A 19,951-nucleotide genomic window follows, 5' to 3' on the forward strand; every position below is an offset into this window, starting at 1 on the left:
GCCGACCGCCCCCGCGCACCGCCCGCGCTACGCGGCCAGGTCCTGCTCCGGCTCCGGCTCCACCCGGGCGTGCACCGGGGCGAACCGGCCCGTCCCGGCGTCCAGCACGTAGGCCTGCGCGGTGGCGAAGTCGAAGTACATCCCGACCAGCCGCAGCGAACCGTCCGCGACCCGGCGCTCCACCGCCGGGTTGGCCATCAGCTGGTCGAGCTGCTGCACCACGTTGGTGACGCACAGCTGCTCCACCACGTCCGCCGCGGGGCGGCCCTCGAACCCGGCGGGCGCGCGCCGCAGCCGGTCCAGCGAGCTGCGGCCGTTGCGCAGCCAGCGGGCCAGCGCGGTGGGCGGGCCGGCCGCCTCGGTGACGCCGTCCAGCAGGGCCTTCATCGCCCCGCAGCCCGAGTGCCCGCAGACCGTGATCGAGGCGACCTCCAGCACCTCCACCGCGTACTGGACGGCGGCGGCCACCGAGTCGTCGGCGGCGCCCGGCTCGTACGGGGCGGGGACCAGGTTGCCGACGTTGCGGACGGTGAAGAGGTCTCCGGGACCGGAACTGGTGATCATGCTGGTGACCATCCGGGAGTCCGCGCAGGCCACGAAGAGCTGCGAGGGCGTCTGGCCGTCCCGGGCGAGGCGGGCGAGCTCCTGGCGGACCAGCGGGGCGGTGTGCTGCTGGAAGCCGCGGACGCCGTCGAGCAGGCGGACGTGCGGGTCGTCCTCGTTCTGCTCGATGCAGTGGTGGCCGACCCAGGGCGTCCAGGCCCGGCAGCGGTGCGGGCCGGGGGAGCTGCCCGCGCGGACGGTGCCGTCCGGGTCCAGCACGTCGTTCGGCCGGCGCTCGGTCAGCATCGCCACCTGCCCGCCGGAGTCCTGGTGGCCGGTGCGCCAGGCGTGCAGCGCCTCGAACGCGGCGTGGTCCAGGAACGAGCCGTCGTGGCGGACCGTCACCCGGGCCCCGGCCGGGATCCGCCCCAGCGCCCGGCTCAGCTTGGGGACGGCGGCGAACGTCAGCGGGCCGTGGGTGCGGACGGTGTACGAGCCGTCCGCCCCGGCCAGCAGGTCGACGTGGGCGCGGGTCAACCGGTAGAGGGCGAGCAGCACGGCGACCGAGCCGCCGAGCACCACCCCGAGCGGGACGCCGAGCAGCACCACCCCGAGCACGGTGGCCAGGTACACCGGGAACTCGCGGTGCCGGTGCACCCGGCGGATGTGCGCGAAGCTCACCATCTGCACGCCGACCACCAGCACCAGCGCGGCCAGTGCGGCCAGCGGGATCCGCCGCAGCCCGGCGGTCAGCGCCAGCGCGGCGACCAGCACCCAGCAGCCGTGCAGCACCGCTGACATCCGGGTGGCCGCGCCCGCCTGCACGTTGGCGGTGGAGCGGACGGCGCCGCCGGCCACCGGGAGGCCGCCGAGCAGCCCGGAGACCAGGTTGGACGCGCCCTGGGCGCGCAGCTCGCGGTCCAGGTCGCCGCTGCGGCGGGTCATCCGGTCGACCGCGACGGAGGACAGCAGCGACTCCACGCCGGCCACCGCGGTGACGGTCAGTACCAGGCCGAGCAGTGCCGCCCAGTGGTCGGACAGCAGGGCGGGGGAGGGCAGCGAGAGGAACCGGTGGTGCTCCCAGACCGGCAGCTCGACCCGGGCCAGCCGCAGTTCGGCCAGCAGCGACAGCGCGGTGGCGGCGGCCACCGCCACCAGCGCGGCGGGCAGCCGGCCCAGCCGGGCGCCGACCCGGCCGGCGGTGCCGGGCAGCCGCCCCAGCCGGGGCCAGCCGTACAGGACGGCGAGCGCGACCAGGCCGACCAGCAGCGCGGGCGGGTGCGGCCCGGCCAGCTCGCCGGGCAGCGAGCGCAGGTCGGCCAGGGCCGAACTGTGCGGCGTGCCGCCGAGGATGACGTGCAGTTGGGCGATGGCGATGGTGATGCCGACGCCCGCCAGCATGCCGTGCACCACGGCGGGCGAGACGGCGAGCGCGGCGCGGGCCACCCGCAGCGAGCCGAGCAGCAGCTGCAGCAGGCCGGCGACGAGGGTGACCAGGCAGGCGGTCGGCCAGCCGTACTGGGCGATCACCCCGGCGGTGACCACGGTCAGTGCCGCGGACGGGCCGCTGACCTGGAGGTGGGTGCCGCCGAGGAAGCCGGCCACCAGTCCGCCCGTGGCGGCGGCGACCAGACCGGCCGTCAGCGGGGCGCCGGTGGCGAGCGCGATGCCGAGCGAGAACGGCACCGCGATGAGGAACACCGCGAGGGAGGCCGGCAGGTCGTGCGCCAGCAGGGCGCGGACCCGGCCGGGGGCGCCGCCGGGCGGCGGCGGGGCGTGGTCGGTGGTGTCGGAGGCGATGGGGGCGCTGGAGACGTCGAGGGTCATGGGTGTCTTCCCGTCTTCTTCCGGGGGAACGAACGCAGTCAGGTCCGGCGGGTGTGCCTGGGTCGGATCGGCTGTCGTGAGTCACAGCGGGTGTGGCGGGGCGGGCGTGCGGCGGCGACGGCCTGCGACGACCAGGGCCTCGGGCCGGGCCCGAGCAGGGGGTTCAAGAGCTGGTAAACCGAGAGTAATGAGACCTTTGCACAGCGTGTGCTTCGAGTGCCAGTACAAATAGCGGCGTTCACCACATCGTGTGGCACCCGGCCGAGCGGGAATTTCCTGGTGGGAACGCCCGGGGGCCGGTCCGCCGTGACGGCGGACCGGCCCCCGGGGGCGGTGGGCGGGCGCGGGGTCAGACCCCGGCGGTGCTGGCCCGTTCGGCGCCCAGCACGTAGTCCGGGTCGACCTGGCCGGCCAGGTCGGTGCCGACCTTGGCGTTGCCCCAGCTCTCCGCGTTGCGCAGGTGGAAGCGGGCCGCCTGGGCGCTGTACCGGCGCGGGTCGCGCAGCCCGTGGGCGGCGTCGGCGGCGGTCCGCAGCCGGGCCAGCACCTCCCGGTTCGCCGGCTCCAGCTCGCGCAGCGGCGGCTCGTCCCCGCGCTCCAGCCGGCGCACCCAGCCGGACTGCCCGAAGCAGGCGTACAGGTCCTCGCCGACCTCGCGGCGCAGGAAGTCCAGGTCGTCCGGGCTCTGCACCTTGTTGCCGACCACCCGCAGGTGGACGTCGAAGTCCTGGGCGTACTCCTTGTACTGGCGGTACACCGAGACGCCCTTGCGGGTCGGTTCGGCGACCAGGAAGGTCAGGTCGAAGCGGGTGAACAGGCCGGAGGCGAAGGAGTCGGAACCGGCCGTCATGTCGGTGACCAGGTACTCGTCCGGGCCGTCCAGCAGGTGGTTGAGCAGCAGTTCCACCGCGCCGACCTTGGAGTGGTAGCAGGCCACCCCGAGGTCCTCTTCAGTGAACGCGCCGGTGGCCAGCAGTCGGACCGATCCCTCGTCCAGGGCGACCGGGCGGGCACAGGCCGTGTACACCGGGTTCTCCTCGACGATCCGCAGCAGTCGGGAGCCGGGGCCGGGCGGGGTGGTCTTGATCATCTCCTCGGCGGAGCGGATCAGCGGGTTGGCGCCGCGCAGGTACTCCTTGATCTCCGGCAGGTGCGCGCCGAGCGAGGGGAGCGCGGCGGCCTGGCCGTCCGTCAGGCCGAGCGCCGGGCCGAGGTGTTGGTTGATGTCGGCGTCGACGGCGAGCACCGGGCGGCCGACGGCGGCCAGGTGGCGGATGAACAGTGCGGACAGGGTGGTCTTGCCGCTGCCGCCCTTGCCGACGAAGGCGATCTTCATCTCTGCGTCTCCGACTCTCTGGCTCTGGTGCCCGCGGGGCCCTGGCAGCCCCGATGCTTGTTGGAAACCGTTATCGTCACCGATTAGTGGTCATGCTAGCGGTGGTTTGGGGTGCTGCACATGAGGGAACACCGGATTGCCACGAAAGGGTGACCCGGGGGTTGCCTCCCGGCCGCCCCGCGGATTCATTACTCTCGGGTAGGTGACCACAGGAACTGACCCGCTCGCCCCGCTGGCCCAGCTCGCCGGGGTCCCCGAGGCCGTCGCCGAAGTGCGCAAGAACGTCGACCGCCTCTACGGGCACCGCGTGATGCGGCGCCGGGCGGGCGAGGTGACCTCCGAATCCGCCCTGCGCGGCGCCCGCGCCTCGGCCGCCCTGGACGGCGCCGACTGGCCGCTGGAGGAGGTCCGCCGCCGCACCGACTTCGGCGCCGACCCCGAGGCCCGCACGGTCGGCGCCGCGCTGCGCCTGTCCGCCGAGGCCGGCCAGCTGCTCAGCGTCTGGCGCACCTCCCCGCTCCAGGTGCTGGCCCGGCTCCACCTGCTCGCCGCCGGAGACGGCGACCCCGCGGCCGGCCGTCCGCGCCAGGGCGGGGAGGAGGCCGCGCCGCTGTTCCCGAAGGAGGTCGCCGCCACCGAGGGCGAGGCCCCGGCCGGACCGGTCGGCGAACTCCCGCCGCCGCCCCCGCCCGCCGAGGCGGCCGCCCGCCTCGACCAGCTCGCCGGGCTGCTCACCGCCCGCGCCGAACGCCCCACCGGCGGCGCGCCCGCCCTGGTGGTCGCCGCCGTGGTGCACGGCGAACTCCTCGCGCTGCGCCCGTTCGGCAGCCACAACGGCCTGGTCGCCCGGGCCGCCCAGCGGATCGTGCTGACCGCCGAGGGCCTCGACCCGAAGGCGATCTGCCCCGCCGAGGTCGGCCTCGCCGAACTCGGCACCGCCGCCTACCGCCGGGCCCTGCTCGGCTACCTGGAGGGCACCCCCGAGGGCGTGTCCCGCTGGCTGGTGCACTGCGCCACCGGGCTCGGGTTGGGCGTGCGCGAGAGCACCGCGGTGTGCGAGGCGATGCAGCGCGGCATGGTCTGAGGCCGTCGGGCCGGGCGTCCGAGGCCGTCCGGCCCGGGTCCGAACCGGCGGCCCGGCTCGAACCGGCCCGGGCTGGAACGCAGTTGCGGCGGCGCCCGAGACTTCCGGGCGTCGCCGCTGGCACGGAGACCGGGTTACCAGTGCATGCACCGTTTCTGTGCCCATCAGGCGGGGTCCTGTGCCCGTTCGCCTGGTGCGGCGGCCCGTCAGCGGGTCGGCTGCATGTGGGTGCCCGATTGTCCGTACGTCGGTCCGTGGGGCCTTAACTGCGTTGTCGGTTCGACCTCTTGGGGTCCTTACCGGGTCTCGCGGGCCGTACCCCATTTCTACCTCAGATCCGCCGAAAGAGGAACCCGAAAACGGCGCCTTTATCGGCTTGCGTAGAGGTTTGTCCGATTTGGCGAACCCGGCGGCAGCCGGGACCGCCCCCGCTCAGGCCGCCGCCGGACGCCGCCGCCGCGCGCTGTACCAGAGCACCCCGGCCGTCAGCACCGCCGCGCCGATCGCCACCGCAGCCACCACCGAACGGCTCGGCGCGTGGAACTCCGGGAGCCTGCGGGTCAGTTCGACCGGCCGGCTGAACACCAGCACCGGCCACTCGCGGGCGGTCGCCTCCTTGCGCAGCGCCCGGTCCGGGTTCACCGCGGCCGGGTGGCCGACCGCCTCCAGCATCGGCAGGTCGGTCGACGAGTCGCTGTACGCGTAGCAGTTGGCGAGGTCATAGCCCTCCCGCTCGGCCAGCTCCCGGATCGCCGCGGCCTTGTTCTCGGCGTACGCGTAGTACTCGATCTCGCCGGTGTAGCGCCCGTCCTCGACGTGCAGCCGGGTGGCGATCACGTGGTCCGCGCCCAGCAGTTGGCCGATCGGCTCGACCACCTCGGAGCCCGAACTGCTGACGATCACCACGTCCCGCCCGGCCGCGTGGTGCTGCTCGATCAGCGAGGCCGCCTCGTCGTAGATGAGCGGGTCGATCATGCCGTGCAGGGTCTCCGCGACGATCTCCCGGACCTGCTGGACGTTCCAGCCGCGGGTGAGCGCGGACAGGTAGGCCCGCATCTTCTCCATCTGGTCGTGGTCCGCGCCGCCGACCAGGAAGATGAACTGGGTGTAGGCGCTCTTCACCACCGAGCGGCGGTTGATCAGGCCGCCCTGGTAGAAGGGGCGGCTGAACGCGAGCGCGCTGGACTTGGCGATGATCGTCTTGTCGAGGTCGAAGAAGGCGGCGGTGCGGGGCGCGTCGTGGCCGCCCCGGGCCGCCCGGTGGCCGGCCGCGGTTCCGGCCCCGGCGGCGTCCCCGGTGTCCGCGCCGGGCCCGGCATCGGCACCGCGGTCGGCGAAGTCGGCGTTCTCGTCGGCGTTCTCGGTGGTGTCCACGGGAACCGAGGATAGAGGGGTGGGCAAAAGGGAGGGCCATTCGGTGGACCCGCGGGCGTGCGGGTTTGTGTTTCTGGCCGGTCGGGTACACCATGGAAGTCACGGATCGTTCGCGCGACCGTGCTAACCCGGTCCGGCTCCTCCCCCCCGAGTCGGGCCGTGGATAGACGACCCCCGCTCTCCCCCCCGGCGGGGGTCGTCGCATGTCCGGGCCCATTTCCCTTGGCAGTTGAGCCTGCAGGGAATGGTGGTGCCGGTGGTTTCGGGGGGTGCTCCAGCGGCTCGGGAGTCGCTGTCGAGAGTTCTCCGCACCCCAAGTTTTTGTCACTCTGCGTAGTTGTCCGAGTGTCATATCGGTATACCCGATGCGTCAATTCCGAACTGCTTTAGTCCCCGTCCGAGTGACCTCGGTTATCCACAGGGGCGGGTTATCCACAGGCAATCGGAAGTCGGCTGACGCATTCCGCGCCGTCCTTCACCGTGGTGTCCGCGCCGCCCCGCGGAGCCCGACCGGGCCACCCGCGTCCGACGCACCGTCAGACCGACCCCGCGCCACGGGAGGCCCCCATGTCCGCGTCCGTCACCGACCCGCACGCCACCGCGCCCGAGCCCCCGCCCGGGCCGCTGATCCTCACCGGCGACGCCGCGCTCGCCGAACAGCTCGCCCGCCTGTGCGCCGCCGCCGGGGCCGAGCCACGGCTGCTCAGCGGCGCCCCACCGCCCGCCCGGCTGTGGGAGGACGCCCCGCTGGTGCTGGTCGGCGACGACCTCGCCGACCAGTGCGCCGGCCTGGCCCGCCGGCCCGGCGTCCTGCTGCTCGGCCTCGACCTCGACGACGGCGAGATCTGGGTCCGCGCCGTCCGGCTCGGCGCCGAGCACGTGCTCTTCCTGCCGGACGCGCAGTCCTGGCTGCTCGACCGGATCGCCGACGCCACCGAGGGCGTCGGACCACCCGCGCTCACCGTCGCCGTGCTCGGCGGGCGCGGCGGCGCCGGCGCCTCCACGCTGGCCTGCGCCCTCGCGGTCTGCGCCGCCCGGGCCGGGCACCGCACCATGCTGATCGACGGCGACCCGCTCGGCGGCGGGCTCGACGTGCTGCTCGGCGCCGAACAGACCGGCGGGCTGCGCTGGCCCGACCTGGCGGCCTCCCGCGGCCGGATCAGCGGCGCCGAACTGGCCAAGGCCCTGCCCGAGCCGCACCGGCTCAGCGCCCTGTCCTGGGACAGGTCCGACACCCTGGCCATCCCCGCCGACGCCATGCACAGCGTCCTGGCGGCCGCCCGCAGACGCGGCGGGCTGGTCGTCCTCGACCTGCCCAGACAACTCGACGCGGCGGCCGCCCAGGCCCTCGAGCAGACCGACACCGGGCTGCTGGTGGTCCCCGCCGAACTGCGCGCCCTGACGGCCGCCAACCGGGTCGCCGCGGCCGTCCGGATACGGCTCGCCGACCTGCGGGCCGTCGTCCGCGTCCCCGGCCCGTCCGGCCTCACCGCCGCCGACGTCGCCCGCGGACTGCGCCTGCGCCTCGCCGGGGAGCTCGCCCCCGAGCCCGGCCTCGCCTTGGACGTCGAACGCGGCACCCCGCCCGGCCTGCGGGAGCGCGGGCCGCTCGCCCGGTTCTGCGGGCGATTCCTGACCGAAGCGATGCCGCCCGTCGTGGCGGCCTGAGGAGCGACCATGACCAACCGCCTGCCCGCCGTCGACCACCACGCCACAGACCTCCGCACCACAGACCTCCGCACCGCCGACGACCACGCCGCCGACGTCCGGGCCGCGGACGGGGACCAGGGTGATCGGCGGGCCGTCCGGCGGCCGATCACCCGCGCCCACCGCCGGATCGCCGTACCGCGCCCCCGGCGCCTCTCCAGCACCCCGCCGGGGCCCGCGGAGGACGTCCCCCCGGCCGGGGACGGCGCGCCCGCCCCCGACCGGCGGCAGGCTCCGCCGGTGCGCTACCTGGTGCACCGGCAGCCGCCCGCCGCCCCGCCGGACGACGGGCCGCCGACCGTCCCCACCGCACGGCCGGTCCCGGACGGAGCCGCCGAACTGGTGGACGCCGTCCGGATCCGGCTCGCCGAGGCGGGCGCCCCGCCCACCGCCGGGTCGGTCGCCGCCGCGCTGCGCGCAGCCGGGCCCCCGCTCGGCGGGGCCGACGTGCTGAACGCGGTGCGCAACCTGCGCGCCGAGATCGTCGGCGCCGGCCCGCTCGACCCGCTGCTGGCCGAGAACGGCGTCACCGACGTCCTGGTCAACGGCCCCGACCAGATCTGGGTGGACCGCGGCCGCGGCCTGGAACGCGCCCCCCAGGTGCGCTTCCCGAACACCGACGCCGTCCGCCGACTGGCCCACCGGATGGCCACCGCCGCCGGACGCCGCCTCGACGACGCCCGCCCCTGGGTGGACGCCCGGCTGCCCGACGGCACCCGGCTGCACGCCGTCCTCCCACCGATCGCCGCCGACTGCACCCACATCTCGCTGCGCACCAGCCGCAGCGAGCCCTTCACCCTCGCCGAACTGGTCGCCGCCGGGGCCCTGCCCCCGTCCGGGGCCGACCTGCTCGCCGCCGTCCTGCGGGCCCGGCTCTCGCTGCTGATCTCCGGCGGTACCGGCACCGGCAAGACCACCCTGCTGGCCGCCCTGCTCGGCCTCGTCCCCGGCAACGAACGCCTCGTGATCGCCGAGGACTCCGCCGAGCTGCGCCCGGACCACCCGCACGTGGTCCGGCTGCAGTCCCGCCCGCCCAACCAGGAGTCGCTGGGCGAGCTCACCCTGCGCGACCTGGTCCGGCAGGCGCTGCGGATGCGGCCGGACCGGCTGGTGGTCGGCGAGGTCCGCGGCGCCGAAGTGGTCGACCTGCTGGCGGCCCTGAACACCGGCCACGAGGGCGGCTGCGGCACTGTCCACGCCAACACCGCCGCCGACGTGCCCGCCCGGCTGGAGGCCCTCGGCTCGCTGGCCGGCCTCGACCGGCACTCCCTGCACAGCCAGCTCCGGGCGGGCCTGGACGCGGTCGTCCACCTCGGCCGGGACCGCGCCGACGGCCGCCGCCGGGTCACCGGGCTGCACCTGCTGGTCGGCGAGTCCGACGGCCTGACCGGCACCGTCGCCGCCGTCCACTTCGACCGCGACGGCCGGGCCCGCCCCGGCCCCGGCTGGGCCCGGCTGCGGGAGCTGTGCGCCGAACGCGGCCTCGATCTGCCGCCGCACCCGGAGACGGCCGGGGGCACCGGGACGGACCCGGTGGCGGCCGCCACCGAGCCGATGGAGGAGGCGACATGACGGTGAGTGGGCTGGAGTTCGCCTGGGTGCTCGTGCTGTGCGTGATCGGGGCGGTGGCGTGGCGCCTGCTGCGCTCCGCGGTCAGGAGGCTGTGATGGCGGCGACGGCCGTGGCGGCCGTGTCGGCTGCGCTGACGGGGGAGCCCGGGCTTCCCGGGGCCCTGCCGGGGCTGCTCGGGCCCGGCGGCGCGGCCCGGACGGCGACCCTGCTCGGGGCGGCCGCAGGATCGGCCGGCGGCCTGCTCGGGGCGGTCTGGCTGGGCGCGGTGCGCCGCCGTGCACGCGGTGGCGGCCGGGCGCGGCGGGTGCTGCACGGGCAGCGGGGCGACGGCGGGCCGGGGAGCCGGTTCGGGCGGGCCCGGGCGCTGTGGCGGCGCCGGAGACCGCGCTGGCTGGTGCCCGAACTGCTGCTGCTCCCGCTCGGGGCGGCGGTCGGGCACAGCACCTCCTCGGCGCTCCCGGTGGCCGCAGCGGCCTGCGGGGTGGTCCCGCTCCGGCGCTGGCGGGCGGGGCGGGCCACGGCCCGGGAAGCGCGGCGGCGGGCCACGGCGGTGATCGACCTGTCCGCCGGCCTGGCGACCGAACTGCGCAGCGGTGCCACCCCCGAGCAGGCCATGCACGCCGTCCTCGCCCGGGCCGCCCCCGACTGGGGGCGCCGCCTCGGCGCCGAACCCGCGGCCCGGCTGGCGGCGGGCCGCTACGGGGCCGACCTGCCCACGGCGCTCCGCCTGGTGGCCGAGCTGCCGGGCGGGGCGGGCGCGGCGGCCATGGCGGCCTGCTGGCAGGTCAGCACCGAGAGCGGCAGCGGGCTGGCGGCCGGGCTGGAACAGGTCGCGGACGCGCTGCGGGCCGAACAGGCACTCACCGAGGAGATCGCGGGCGAACTCGCGGGCCCGCGCACCACGATGGCGGTGCTCGCGGCCCTGCCCGCCGTCGGCCTCGGCCTGGGCGCGGCACTCGGGGCGCACCCCGTCCGCATCCTGCTGCACACGCCCGTGGGCCTGCTCGGCCTGCTGGCCGGGGCGGCCCTGGAGACGGCCGGGCTCCTCTGGACCGCCCGGATCGTCCGCGCCGCCGAGGACGCTCCGTCCCGCCCCCGCCGGGCCGCTACCGGCTGCGGGATCTCCCGGAGGCGGGGCGACCTTCGGTCGGCGCCCCTGCGGCCGCTGACGGCGGATCAGCCCGGTCGGACGGGTCAGACGGGGCGGGCGGGGCGGTGGTGAGGGGCGCGGATGGCGCACCGGTCTCGGGCAGTCGTGCAGCGAAGGGAGAGGCAGGGCGGGTTCAGCGGGTGTCGGAGAGCGAAGGAGGCGAGGTGGACGTGCTGGCGGTGCTGGGGCCGACGGTGGGTGCGGGGCTGGTCGGGGAGGCGTTGGCGGTGGCGGGGCGGCGGGTGGTCCGGCGGCGGGTCGTGCGGTGCGTTCCGGCGGTGGCGGGCTCCGTGGTGCGGGGCGGGCGGCGTGGCCGGACGGCGGCGGCCTGGCGGCGCGGGCTCGGGTGGCTGACGGGTGATCGGCCGCTGGCGGTGCTGCTGGGCGTGTCGGCCTGGGGACTGGTCGGCGGCTGGGCGGGGCCGGCGGTCGGTGTGCTGGCGGGCGGGGCGGCCTGGCGGCTGCTGCCCAGGCTGCGGGCGCCGGACGAGCGGCGGCGGGCGGCGGAGCAGGACCGGTTGGTCCGTCAGCTCCCTTTGACCGCAGAACTGTTGACGGCCTGTCTCGGGTCGAACGGCTCCCCGGCCGCGGCGGCCGCCGCCGTCGCGGACAGCGTGCCGACGCCGATGCGGGAGCGCCTGTCCGCAGTTGCCGCCCAGCTCTCCCTCGGCGCCGGGCCGGAACGCTGCTGGGAGCAACTGGCCGCCGAATGCCCGCCGTTGGCGCCACTCGCCCGCTGTCTGGCCCGTACCAGCCTCAGCGGCACCCCGCCGGCCGCCGCGCTGGCCGGGCTGGCCCAGTCCCACCGCGCGGCCGCCGCCCGGGCGGCGCACGCGAGGGTCCGGCGGGCGGGCGTGCTGGCGACCGCACCGCTCGGGCTCTGCTTCCTGCCCGCGTTCGTGCTGATCGGGGTGGTGCCTGTGGTCACGGGACTGACCGCCGCCTTCTCCCGGCGCCTGTGAGCAGCACCGTTCACCGGCTCGAAGCCTTCGACCGATTCGACGGGCCCAACCAGTCAGACCTCAGACGTGGACCGATTCCACTCCTGGAGAAGGGATTTCACATGAAGAAGTTCACCGGCGTTGCTCGGCAGACCACCGTGCTGCTGGCCGTCCACGGGTTCGGCGGCTGGCTCCGCAGGCGGTACCGGAAGGTGGCGGACGGGCCGCCGGACGCCGGGATGAGCACCGCGGAGTACGCGATCGGCACTGTTGCGGCCTGTGCCTTCGCCGCCGTGCTCTACAAGGTGGTGACCAGCGGCACGGTCTCCGGGGCGCTGTCCGAGATCCTCGACCGGGCCCTGCATGCGGTCTGACCGGAGACCGGCGGACAGCGGGATGGTCACGGCGGAGACCGCGGTCGGGCTGCCCGCCCTGGTGCTGCTGGCGGCGATGCTCACCTGGGGCGTGGTGGCGGCCGGGGCCCAGATCCGCTGCGTGGACGCGGCCCGGGTCGGGGCCCGGGCCGCCGCCCGGGGCGACGCCGATGCGCTGGCCCAGGCCACCGCAGCGGCCCCGCGCGGAGCGAAGGTCGCCATCGACCTGGGCGCCACCACCGCCCGGGCCACCGTCGAGGCCCCCTGCCCGGGGCCCGGTCGCCTCGCCGCGCTGCTGTCGGTCCGACTCACGGCCACGGCGGTGGGCGCCCGGGAGGACGTGCCGGTCGACGGCGAATGAGAACGAACACGAGGACGGTCGTGCGGACGGTCGCGCGGACGGGCCGGAAGTCAGGGAACGAGGTGGTGCCGTGCGGGTGCGGGGGAGCGGTGTGTCGTCGGGAGCGGCGGGTGACCGCGGTTCGGCGACGGTGTGGCTGGTGGCCTTCGGGTCGCTCGGGGCGGTGGTGTTCTCGGCCTGCCTGATGCTGGGCACGGTGGTGGCCGCCCGCCACCGTGCCGAGTCGGCGGCCGATCTCGCGGCCCTGGCCGCCGCCGACCGGCTGCTGCTCGACGAGGACGGCGGCTGCGGGCGGGCCGCGGAACTGACCAGGGCCCAGGAACGGGCCGAGCTGGTCTCCTGCCGGGTGCTCCCGGGCCAGGACGCGGTGGAGGTGGTCGCCCAGGTGCCGATCCACGGGGTTCCGGTGCCGCTGCCCCCGGCCCGGGCCCGCGCCCGGGCGGGTCCGGTCTGGGCCTGGGGAGATGAGACCGCCGCGGTCGCGCTCACCGGCGGGCACGGCGGGCGGGAGCCGCCCCTGCAGGAGCCACCTCGGCAGGAGGCGGGCCCGGAGGTCGTCGTCGTGGCGGGCGCGCGCGGCAGTGGCCGATCAGCCGGACCCGGTCGGCTCTTCCCCGGTGGCTGCGGCCGGGGCGCCGGCCAGCAGGGTGGTGAGGAGGCGGATCGCGGCGGCCTTGTCGAGCGGCTCGTTGCCGTTGCCGCACTTCGGGGACTGCACGCACGACGGGCAGCCGCGCTCGCACTCGCAGGCGGCGATGGCGTCCCGGGTGGCGGTCAGCCACTCCACGGCGCGCCGGAAGCCGCGTTCGGCGAAACCCGCGCCGCCGGAGTGACCGTCGTACACGAAGACGGTCGGCAGGCCGGTGTCGGGGTGCAGGGGCACCGAGACGCCGCCGATGTCCCAGCGGTCGCAGGTGGCGAACAGCGGGAGGAGGCCGATGGAGGCGTGCTCGGCGGCGTGGGCCGCGCCGGGGAGCTGGTCGAACGGGACGAGCGCGTCCAGGAGTTGGTCCTCGGTGACGGTCCACCAGACGGCGCGGGTGCGCAGCGTGCGGGGCGGCAGGTCGAGCTTGCTCTCGCCGAGGACCTCCCCGGTGGAGATCCGCTTGCGCAAGTAGCCGACGACCTGGTTGGTGACCTCCACCGAGCCGTAGCCGAGCCGGGCCTCGCCCCACTCCTCGGTGGTGTCGGTGGACAGGATCGAGATGGAGGTGACGTCCCGGGCGGAGGTGGTGTACGGCGGGTTCGCGGGGGAGACCAGGGCTACCGAGGACTCCAGGTCGAACTCGCGGACCAGGTAGGTGCGGCCCTGGTGCAGGTGGACGGCCCCGGTGTGCACGGTGGTGTGCGCGGCCTCGGCGTCCACCGTGCCCAGCAGCCGTCCGGTGTCGGCCTCGACGATCTGCACGGGGCTGCCGCCGCTGCCGCGCAGGTCGACGCCGTCGGCGGCGCGCTCGCGGCGGGTCCAGTACCAGGAGCCGTCCGAGCGCCGCCGGAGCAGGCCGCGCCGCTCCAGCACCGGCAGCAGCGGCGCGGTGGACGGGCCGAACAGCTCCAGGTCGGCGTCGGTGAGCGGGAGTTCGGCGGCGGCCGCGCACAGGTGCGGGGCCAGCACGTGCGGATTGTCCGGGTCGAGGACGGTGGCCTCCACCGGGGTGGCGAACAGCGCCTCGGGGTGGTGGACCAGGTAGGTGTCCAGCGGGTCGTCCCGGGCGATCAGCACCGCCAGCGCGCCCTGGCCCTCCCGGCCCGCCCGCCCGGCCTGCTGCCACAGCGAGGCCCGGGTGCCGGGGTAGCCGGCCAGCAGGACGGCGTCCAGGCCGGAGACGTCCACGCCGAGTTCGAGGGCGGAGGTGGAGGCGAGGCCGAGCAGCCGGCCGGTGTGCAGGTCGCGCTCCAGGGCGCGGCGCTCCTCGGCCAGGTAGCCGCCGCGGTAGGCGGCGACCCGGGCGGCGAGCGGCTGGCCGAGCTGCTCCTGCGCCTGCAGCGCGACCAGTTCGGCGGCCCGCCGGGAGCGGACGAAGGCCACCGTCCGGGTGCCGCCGTGCACCAGGTCGGTGAGCAGGTAGCCGGCCTCGGCGGTGGCGCTGCGGCGGACGGGCGCGCCGTGCTCGCCGGTGTTCTCGGTCAGCGGCGGCTCCCAGAGCGCGAACACCAGCGGGCCGCGCGGCGAGTGGTCCTCGGTCACGGCGGTGGCGGGCAGGCCGGTGAGCCGCTCGGCGGTGACGGCCGGTTCGGCGGTGGTCGCGGAGGCCAGCAGGAAGGTCGGCTCCGAGCCGTAGCGGGCGCACAGCCGCCGCAGCCGGCGCAGCACCTGGGCGACGTGCGAGCCGAACACGCCGCGGTAGGTGTGGCACTCGTCGACCACGACGTACCGCAGCGCCTTCAGGAAGGAGGACCAGCGCGGGTGGGCGGGGAGGATGCCGCGGTGCAGCATGTCCGGGTTGGTCAGCACGTAGGACGCGTACTGGCGGACCCACTCGCGTTCCTGCGGCGGGGTGTCGCCGTCGTACAGCGCGACCCGGACGCGGTCGGGGACGAGTTCGGCGGCGCGCCGGCGCTGGTCGGCGGCCAGCGCCTTGGTCGGGGCCAGGTACAGCGCGGTCGCGCCCCGCCCATTGCGGGCCTCGGTGCCGGTCAGCAGGTCGCTCAGCAGCGGGGCCAGGTAGCCCAGCGACTTGCCCGAGGCGGTGCCGGTGGCGATCACCGTGGTCCGCCCGGAGGCGGCCAGGTCCATCGCCTCCGCCTGGTGCGCCCAGGGCAGCACCACGCCGAGCCCGGAGGCCGCCGCGACGACCTCCTGACGGATTCCTTCCGGCCAAGGCGCATACCGGGCCTCGCGGGCGGGCAGGTGCTCCGTATGGGTGAGGCGCTCCGACCTGCCGCGCTCGGTGGAAAGGGCGGTGAGCAGGGCCTCGGGCTGGTGGTGACGGGGCGGCATGGAGACCCAGTGTGTCACCGGCGTGACGGAGAATCGCTGTTAACCATCGTGCGGCCATGGTCGCAGGTGGTTGAATGAAGCCCGTGACGGCCGCATGGCCGAGGGCCGCAACGCCGAGGCTCCGACCTGCCGGTTCGCCGCGCCCCGGCCCTGCGACCCTGCGGTGGCAGCCGCCGGGCTGAAGATCGCAATGACGTAGCAAGGCAAGGTGCTGGAGGTTCCGTGGACCTGTCCCTGTCGACCCGTACTGTCGGCGATCGCACGGTCGTCGAGGTTGGCGGCGAGATCGATGTGTACACCGCCCCCAAGTTGCGCGAGCAGCTTGTCGAGCTCGTCAACGACGGCAACTACCACTTGGTCGTGGACATGGAGGGCGTCGACTTCCTCGACTCCACCGGCCTCGGCGTGCTGGTCGGTGGCCTGAAGCGGGTGCGTGCGCACGAGGGTTCGCTGCGCCTGGTGTGCAACCAGGAGCGCATCCTGAAGATCTTCCGGATCACCGGTCTGACCAAGGTGTTCCCGATCCACAACTCGGTGGACGAGGCCGTCGCCGCGACCGACTGACGGCTCCCCGCCGGTCGGCTGTTCCAACCGAATCACTTCGATCGACCGCCGCCGGTCGGCCGGGCCCAGCGTCCTGCCCGGCCGGCGTGGTCGGTGTCCCCGCCTCCGCCGTGCGGGCCGGTGTGCCCGGCGGCGGGGAGCAACCCCGGAGGGGAGACATGGCAACCGTCGAACTTCGATTCAGCGCGCTTCCCGAGCACGTGCGCACCGCCCGGCTGGTGGCCGCCGCGGTGGCCAGACGCGCGGGGGTGGACGAGTCGGTGCTCGACGAGTTGCGCCTCGCCGTCGGTGAGGCCTGCTCGCGCGCCGTGGCGCTGCACCAGCGCAACGGCGGGGGCGGCGCGGTTCGGGTGGCGCTCACCGAGCAGGAGAAGCGGTTCCTCATCGAGGTCGCCGACGAGGCCGGGCCGGCGCACGCCGCCGGTGCCGGCGCGGGCGGGGACCCGGAGGACGAGGACGCGCTCGGCCTCGCGGTGATCACCGGCCTGGTCGAGGACGTCGAGGTCGGCAACGGCTCCGACGGCGGCGTGATCCGGATGAGCTGGCCGGTCTCCCCGGTGTCCGTCTCGGTCTGATCGGCTGGGTCGGGTCGGTCTGACCGGTCGGGCCTGACCGGGTTGGACCGCGTGGGTCTGATCGGGCCGGGGCACGTGCGCCGGTCCGGTCGGACGAGCCGCTCCAGTACCCCGGCAGCGCTGTGGGTCGCACCGTCTCGGCAGGTTGGGCGAGGCGGTGCTTCGTCGTGTCCGGAGAGCCGCAGGTCGGCAGGTGTGGTGAGAGGACAAGGCGTTGGGCTGGGCGGATGCCGTGGGCCGCGGCCTTCCCGCCGGGGCGGTCCGGGCGGGCGTGTAGGTTCGCTGGCGATGCCCGGAGCCGGGCGTCAGTGACCGAAAGGGCCCCGGTGAAGAAGCGACTGGTGACCGTTCCCGCGCTCGGCGTGCTGTTCGCGCTGGCCGCGGTCGGCTGCTCCGCCGACGACTCGTCGGCGAAACTCGACGGCTGGGCTAAGAGCGTCTGCGACGCCGCGAAGGACCCGGTCGCGCAGTCCAGGACGGCCCTCGCGGACACCGCGGACGTCAAGGACGGCGAGGCCCCCGTCGACCTGCAGAAGCGGCTCTCGGCCGACCTCGCCTCGCTCGCCACCACCAACCAGCAGCTGGCCGACGCGGTCCAGAAGGCCGGGGTGCCGAAGATCGACAACGGGGCGAAGGTCCAGCAGGACGCCGTCAACGAGCTGAAGCAGGTCGCGCAGGGCTACCTGGACGCGCAGAAGAAGCTCGACGGGCTGGCCAGCGCGGATCAGGCCAAGTTCGCGGACGGGCTGCGCAGCGTCGGCGACCAGGTGCAGCAGCTCTCCCAGGTGTCAACCTCCGCGCTGGCCGCCCTGCAGAGCGGCGGCCTGGGCGAGGCGATGAAGAAGCAGCCCGGCTGCAAGGCCGGCACCGCCGGAACGGGCGCGGCCTCGGCGAGCCCGTCGGCCGGTGCGACCGACGGGGCGGGCGCGACGGGCGGAGCCGGTGCCGGGAGCCCCGGCGCCTCCGCCGACCCGGCCGCCTCCGGCAGCCCGTCCGGGGCCGCCACCGACCCCGGTTCGCCCTCGCCCGGCAAGAGCTGACGCCCCGTCGGTCCACGTCGCCCCGCACCGCGTGCCCGCGGGCGGGGCGGTCGGGGCGCGGGACGGGGGAGAATGGCGGGGTGACGAACAGCCCCGTACTTCCCGCACTTGACGCCGACCGGTCGGCGGAGTTCCGCGAGGCGCTGCTGAAGGCCTCCTTCACCGCCGACGGACTGCTGGACCTGCTCGGCCCGACCGCGTACGCGGCGCTGGCCCGCAGCGAGGCCGTTCCGGCGCTGCGGGCGACCCGGGGCGGGTCGCCGCTGGAGACGCTGGTGCGGCTGTTCCTGCTGCAACGGGCCGTGCCCCGGGCCGCGGCCGCCGCCGCGCTGCCGGTCGACGCCCTGCTGGCCGACGGCTGGCTGACCGCCGACGGCGACGAACTGCGCGCCACCGTGGACGTGCGGCCGTACGCCGACGAGGTCGCCGGGCTGCCCAGCGCCGACGCCTGGGTGGTGTCCGACCTGGGCTGCGCGGTCGGCGGCGCGGGCGGGATCGGCTCGGGCCGGACGGCCGCCGGGGTCGAGCGGCGCGACCTGGTGCTCGGGGTGGGCGGGGCGTCCACCACGCTGGCCAACCTGACGGTGCGCCGGCCGGTGCGCGAGGTGCTGGATCTGGGCTCCGGCTCCGGCGTGCAGGCCCTGCACGCGGCCCGGCACGCCCAGCGGGTCACCGCCACCGACCTCAACCCGCGGGCCCTGCACTTCACCCGGCTGACCGCCGCGCTCTCCGGCTTCGACCAGGTGGAGACGGCCGAGGGCAGCCTGTACGAGCCGGTCGGCGACCGGCGCTTCGACCTGATCGTCTCCAACCCGCCGTTCGTGATCTCCCCGGCCGGCCGGTTCACCTACCGGGACGGCGGGATGGCCGGCGACGAGCTGTGCCGCAGCGTGGTCCGCGGCGCGGCCGCCCACCTGGCGCCCGGCGGCTACTGCCAGCTGCTGGCGAACTGGCAGCACGTCAGGGGCGAGGACTGGCACGACCGGCTGGCCGGCTGGGTGGCCGGCACCGGCCTGGACGCGTGGGTGGTGCAGCGCGAGGTGCAGGACGTCGCCCAGTACGCCGAGCTGTGGCTGCGCGACGGCGGCGACCACCGCGGCGAGGAGTACACCGCCCGGTACGAGGAGTGGCTGGACGGCTTCGAGGCGGCCGGCGTGGAGGGCATCGGCTTCGGCTGGATCACCCTGCGGGCCTCCGGCGCGGCCGAGCCCGTGGTGCGGATCGAGGAGTGGCCGCACCCGGTCGAGCAGCCGCTCGGCCCGCACATCGAGGAGTGGTTCGCCCGGCAGGACTTCCTGCGCGCCCACGACGACGCCGGGCTGCTGGCCGCCCGCTACCTGCTTGCCGACGAGGTGGTCCAGGAGCAGATCGGCGACCCGGGCTCGGAGGACCCGGAGCACGTGGTGCTCCGGCACAACCGGGGCATGCGGCGGGCCACCAAGGTGGACACGGTCGGCGCGGGCTTCGTCGGCGTCTGCGACGGCACCCTCGCGGCCGGGGAGATCGTCGACGCGATCGCCCAACTGCTCGGCGAGGACCGGGCGGCGCTGCGCGAGCGGGTGCCCGAGTCGCTGCGGCTGCTCACCGAGCAGGGGTTCGTCGAGCCGGTGCGCTGAGCCGGTGCGCTGAGCCCGTGCGCCGACCCGGTGCGCCGAGTGGCTCCCGGGGGCGTTCACCTCGCCGTTCCCCGGGCGTGGCCCGGCGTACTCCGGGCGTCCGCCGCCGGTTGTCCGCCGGGTGCCATGGTGCTGTCCACAGGCTGTGGAAGCGCGGGGGAGGACCGGGGTGGAGACGCCGACGACGCTGGTGGGCGGGGCGGTCCTGACGGTCTTCGGGAGCGCGCTGCTGCTGTGGTGCGCCGTGGAACTGCGTCTTCGCCACCGCCTGCGCCGGCGTGGCGTGCCCGCCACCGCGCAGGTGGTCGCCGACCTCGACGCGGCCGGTGCGATGGACAGCAGCCCGCTGCTCTCGTACCCGGTGGAGCTGTCCGGCGGCCGGGCCGGCACCGGCGCCGGGTCCGGGTCCGGTACCGTTCACGAACTGCGCCCGGTCTCCGTGCCGGACGACGAGTCGCATTATTTGGTGCTGGCCCGGCCGCGGGGCAGCACGCCGCTGCGGCGTCCGGTCCGGCTGGCTCCGGGCGCGGCCGTCCAGGTCGCCTACGACCCGCGCCGTCCGGACCGGGTGGTGCTGGCCGCCCACGAGGAACTGCCCTCGCTGCCGGCCGACCTGTTCTGGGCGCTGCTCGGCACGTCCGCGCTGGCCGGCGGGCTGACGCTGCTGGCCGTGGCGCTGCGCTGACGCCCCCCGGGCCGGTCCGCGAACGCCCCGGTCAAGGCGGTGCCGCACCCCCTCGCGGTCACGGAGCGGGTTCTTCCGGATGGCCGGTGACGGGCCGGACGGGCGGCTCCTGAGCGGGCCCCGGCCGTTCGTCCACGGGCCGGTCGGGACGGGGCGGAGGGCGTGGTTGGCGGGGAAAGACATGCCCCGGGGCCTGCCATCGGGTTACCGTTCGAGTGGCGTCGGTCGGCCTTGCCGGTGAAAAAGCAGGTTCCGTCCGTT

Annotated in this window: 16 protein-coding genes and 1 pseudogene; 13 read left to right on the forward strand and 4 right to left on the reverse strand. The window is 75.7% G+C overall.

The genetic code is table 11. The annotated features are described in order from the left end of the window. Positions 1-27: 27 nt before the first annotated feature. Positions 28-2,370, reverse strand: coding sequence for a SulP family inorganic anion transporter (locus tag EDD39_RS08600; protein WP_123554511.1), 2,343 nt, complete (start codon positions 2,368-2,370; stop codon positions 28-30). A 349-nt stretch (positions 2,371-2,719) separates the two neighbouring features. Further along, a complete protein-coding gene (locus EDD39_RS08605) occupies positions 2,720-3,706 on the reverse strand; it encodes an ATP-binding protein (RefSeq protein WP_123554513.1) in 987 nt (328 codons plus the stop codon). 202 nt (positions 3,707-3,908) lie between these two features. Between EDD39_RS08605 and EDD39_RS08610 the strand changes: the two genes are divergently transcribed. Next, complete coding sequence (locus tag EDD39_RS08610; protein WP_030461447.1) at positions 3,909-4,790, forward strand: Fic family protein; 882 nt, start codon at positions 3,909-3,911, stop codon at positions 4,788-4,790. Between the two features lie 432 nt (positions 4,791-5,222). Here the strand turns inward: EDD39_RS08610 and EDD39_RS08615 are convergent, their stop codons facing one another. Continuing rightward, positions 5,223-6,164: an HAD family hydrolase gene (locus EDD39_RS08615; protein WP_279633961.1), complete on the reverse strand. Its 942-nt coding sequence runs from the start codon at positions 6,162-6,164 to the stop codon at positions 5,223-5,225. A gap of 567 nt (positions 6,165-6,731) precedes the next feature. Between EDD39_RS08615 and ssd the strand changes: the two genes are divergently transcribed. The 7 genes and pseudogenes from ssd to EDD39_RS41960 all read left to right on the forward strand — a co-directional run. Then, positions 6,732-7,832, forward strand: coding sequence for a septum site-determining protein Ssd (gene ssd / locus EDD39_RS08620; protein WP_123554515.1), 1,101 nt, complete (start codon positions 6,732-6,734; stop codon positions 7,830-7,832). Between the two features lie 378 nt (positions 7,833-8,210). Further along, positions 8,211-9,443, forward strand: a complete 1,233-nt coding sequence (locus EDD39_RS08625) for a TadA family conjugal transfer-associated ATPase (RefSeq protein ID WP_123560263.1) — start codon at positions 8,211-8,213, stop codon at positions 9,441-9,443. A 94-nt stretch (positions 9,444-9,537) separates the two neighbouring features. Beyond that, positions 9,538-10,665 carry a type II secretion system F family protein gene (locus EDD39_RS08630; RefSeq protein WP_123554517.1) on the forward strand — a complete coding sequence of 376 codons (1,128 nt, stop codon included), beginning with the start codon at positions 9,538-9,540 and terminating at the stop codon, positions 10,663-10,665. Positions 10,666-10,757: 92 nt separating this feature from the next. Beyond that, positions 10,758-11,555 (forward strand): type II secretion system F family protein, encoded by a 798-nt coding sequence (locus tag EDD39_RS08635; protein ID WP_123554519.1) that lies wholly within the window; start codon positions 10,758-10,760, stop codon positions 11,553-11,555. 101 nt (positions 11,556-11,656) lie between these two features. Next, on the forward strand, positions 11,657-11,908 hold the full coding sequence (locus tag EDD39_RS08640; RefSeq protein WP_123554521.1) for a DUF4244 domain-containing protein: 252 nt from the start codon (positions 11,657-11,659) through the stop codon (positions 11,906-11,908). A 22-nt stretch (positions 11,909-11,930) separates the two neighbouring features. Continuing rightward, complete coding sequence (locus EDD39_RS08645; RefSeq protein ID WP_244259880.1) at positions 11,931-12,269, forward strand: TadE family type IV pilus minor pilin; 339 nt, start codon at positions 11,931-11,933, stop codon at positions 12,267-12,269. Positions 12,270-12,360: 91 nt separating this feature from the next. Next, positions 12,361-12,705 (forward strand): annotated as a pseudogene (locus tag EDD39_RS41960) (Rv3654c family TadE-like protein); the annotation flags it as partial. Positions 12,706-12,858: 153 nt separating this feature from the next. On the opposite strand, the gene EDD39_RS08655 reads toward EDD39_RS41960, so the two are convergent. Beyond that, entirely contained in the window at positions 12,859-15,210 is a 2,352-nt protein-coding gene (locus EDD39_RS08655) for a DEAD/DEAH box helicase (RefSeq protein ID WP_123554525.1), read from the reverse strand. Between the two features lie 222 nt (positions 15,211-15,432). Here EDD39_RS08655 and bldG point away from each other — a divergent pair, with 222 nt between their 5' ends. The 5 genes from bldG (at position 15,433) to EDD39_RS08680 (ending at position 19,690) form a co-directional block, all read left to right on the forward strand. Then, a complete protein-coding gene (gene bldG / locus EDD39_RS08660) occupies positions 15,433-15,774 on the forward strand; it encodes an anti-sigma factor antagonist BldG (RefSeq protein ID WP_014136695.1) in 342 nt (113 codons plus the stop codon). 158 nt (positions 15,775-15,932) lie between these two features. Next, positions 15,933-16,349, forward strand: coding sequence for an ATP-binding protein (locus EDD39_RS08665; RefSeq protein ID WP_123554527.1), 417 nt, complete (start codon positions 15,933-15,935; stop codon positions 16,347-16,349). A 341-nt stretch (positions 16,350-16,690) separates the two neighbouring features. Then, positions 16,691-17,389, forward strand: coding sequence for a small secreted protein (locus EDD39_RS40270; protein ID WP_208765469.1), 699 nt, complete (start codon positions 16,691-16,693; stop codon positions 17,387-17,389). Between the two features lie 80 nt (positions 17,390-17,469). After that, positions 17,470-19,005: a DUF7059 domain-containing protein gene (locus EDD39_RS08675; protein WP_123554531.1), complete on the forward strand. Its 1,536-nt coding sequence runs from the start codon at positions 17,470-17,472 to the stop codon at positions 19,003-19,005. 169 nt (positions 19,006-19,174) lie between these two features. Further along, a complete protein-coding gene (locus tag EDD39_RS08680) occupies positions 19,175-19,690 on the forward strand; it encodes a DUF3592 domain-containing protein (RefSeq protein ID WP_123554533.1) in 516 nt (171 codons plus the stop codon). Positions 19,691-19,951: the final 261 nt, after the last annotated feature.

The sequence above is a fragment of the Kitasatospora cineracea genome (genome assembly GCF_003751605.1).
Classification (GTDB): domain Bacteria; phylum Actinomycetota; class Actinomycetes; order Streptomycetales; family Streptomycetaceae; genus Kitasatospora; species Kitasatospora cineracea.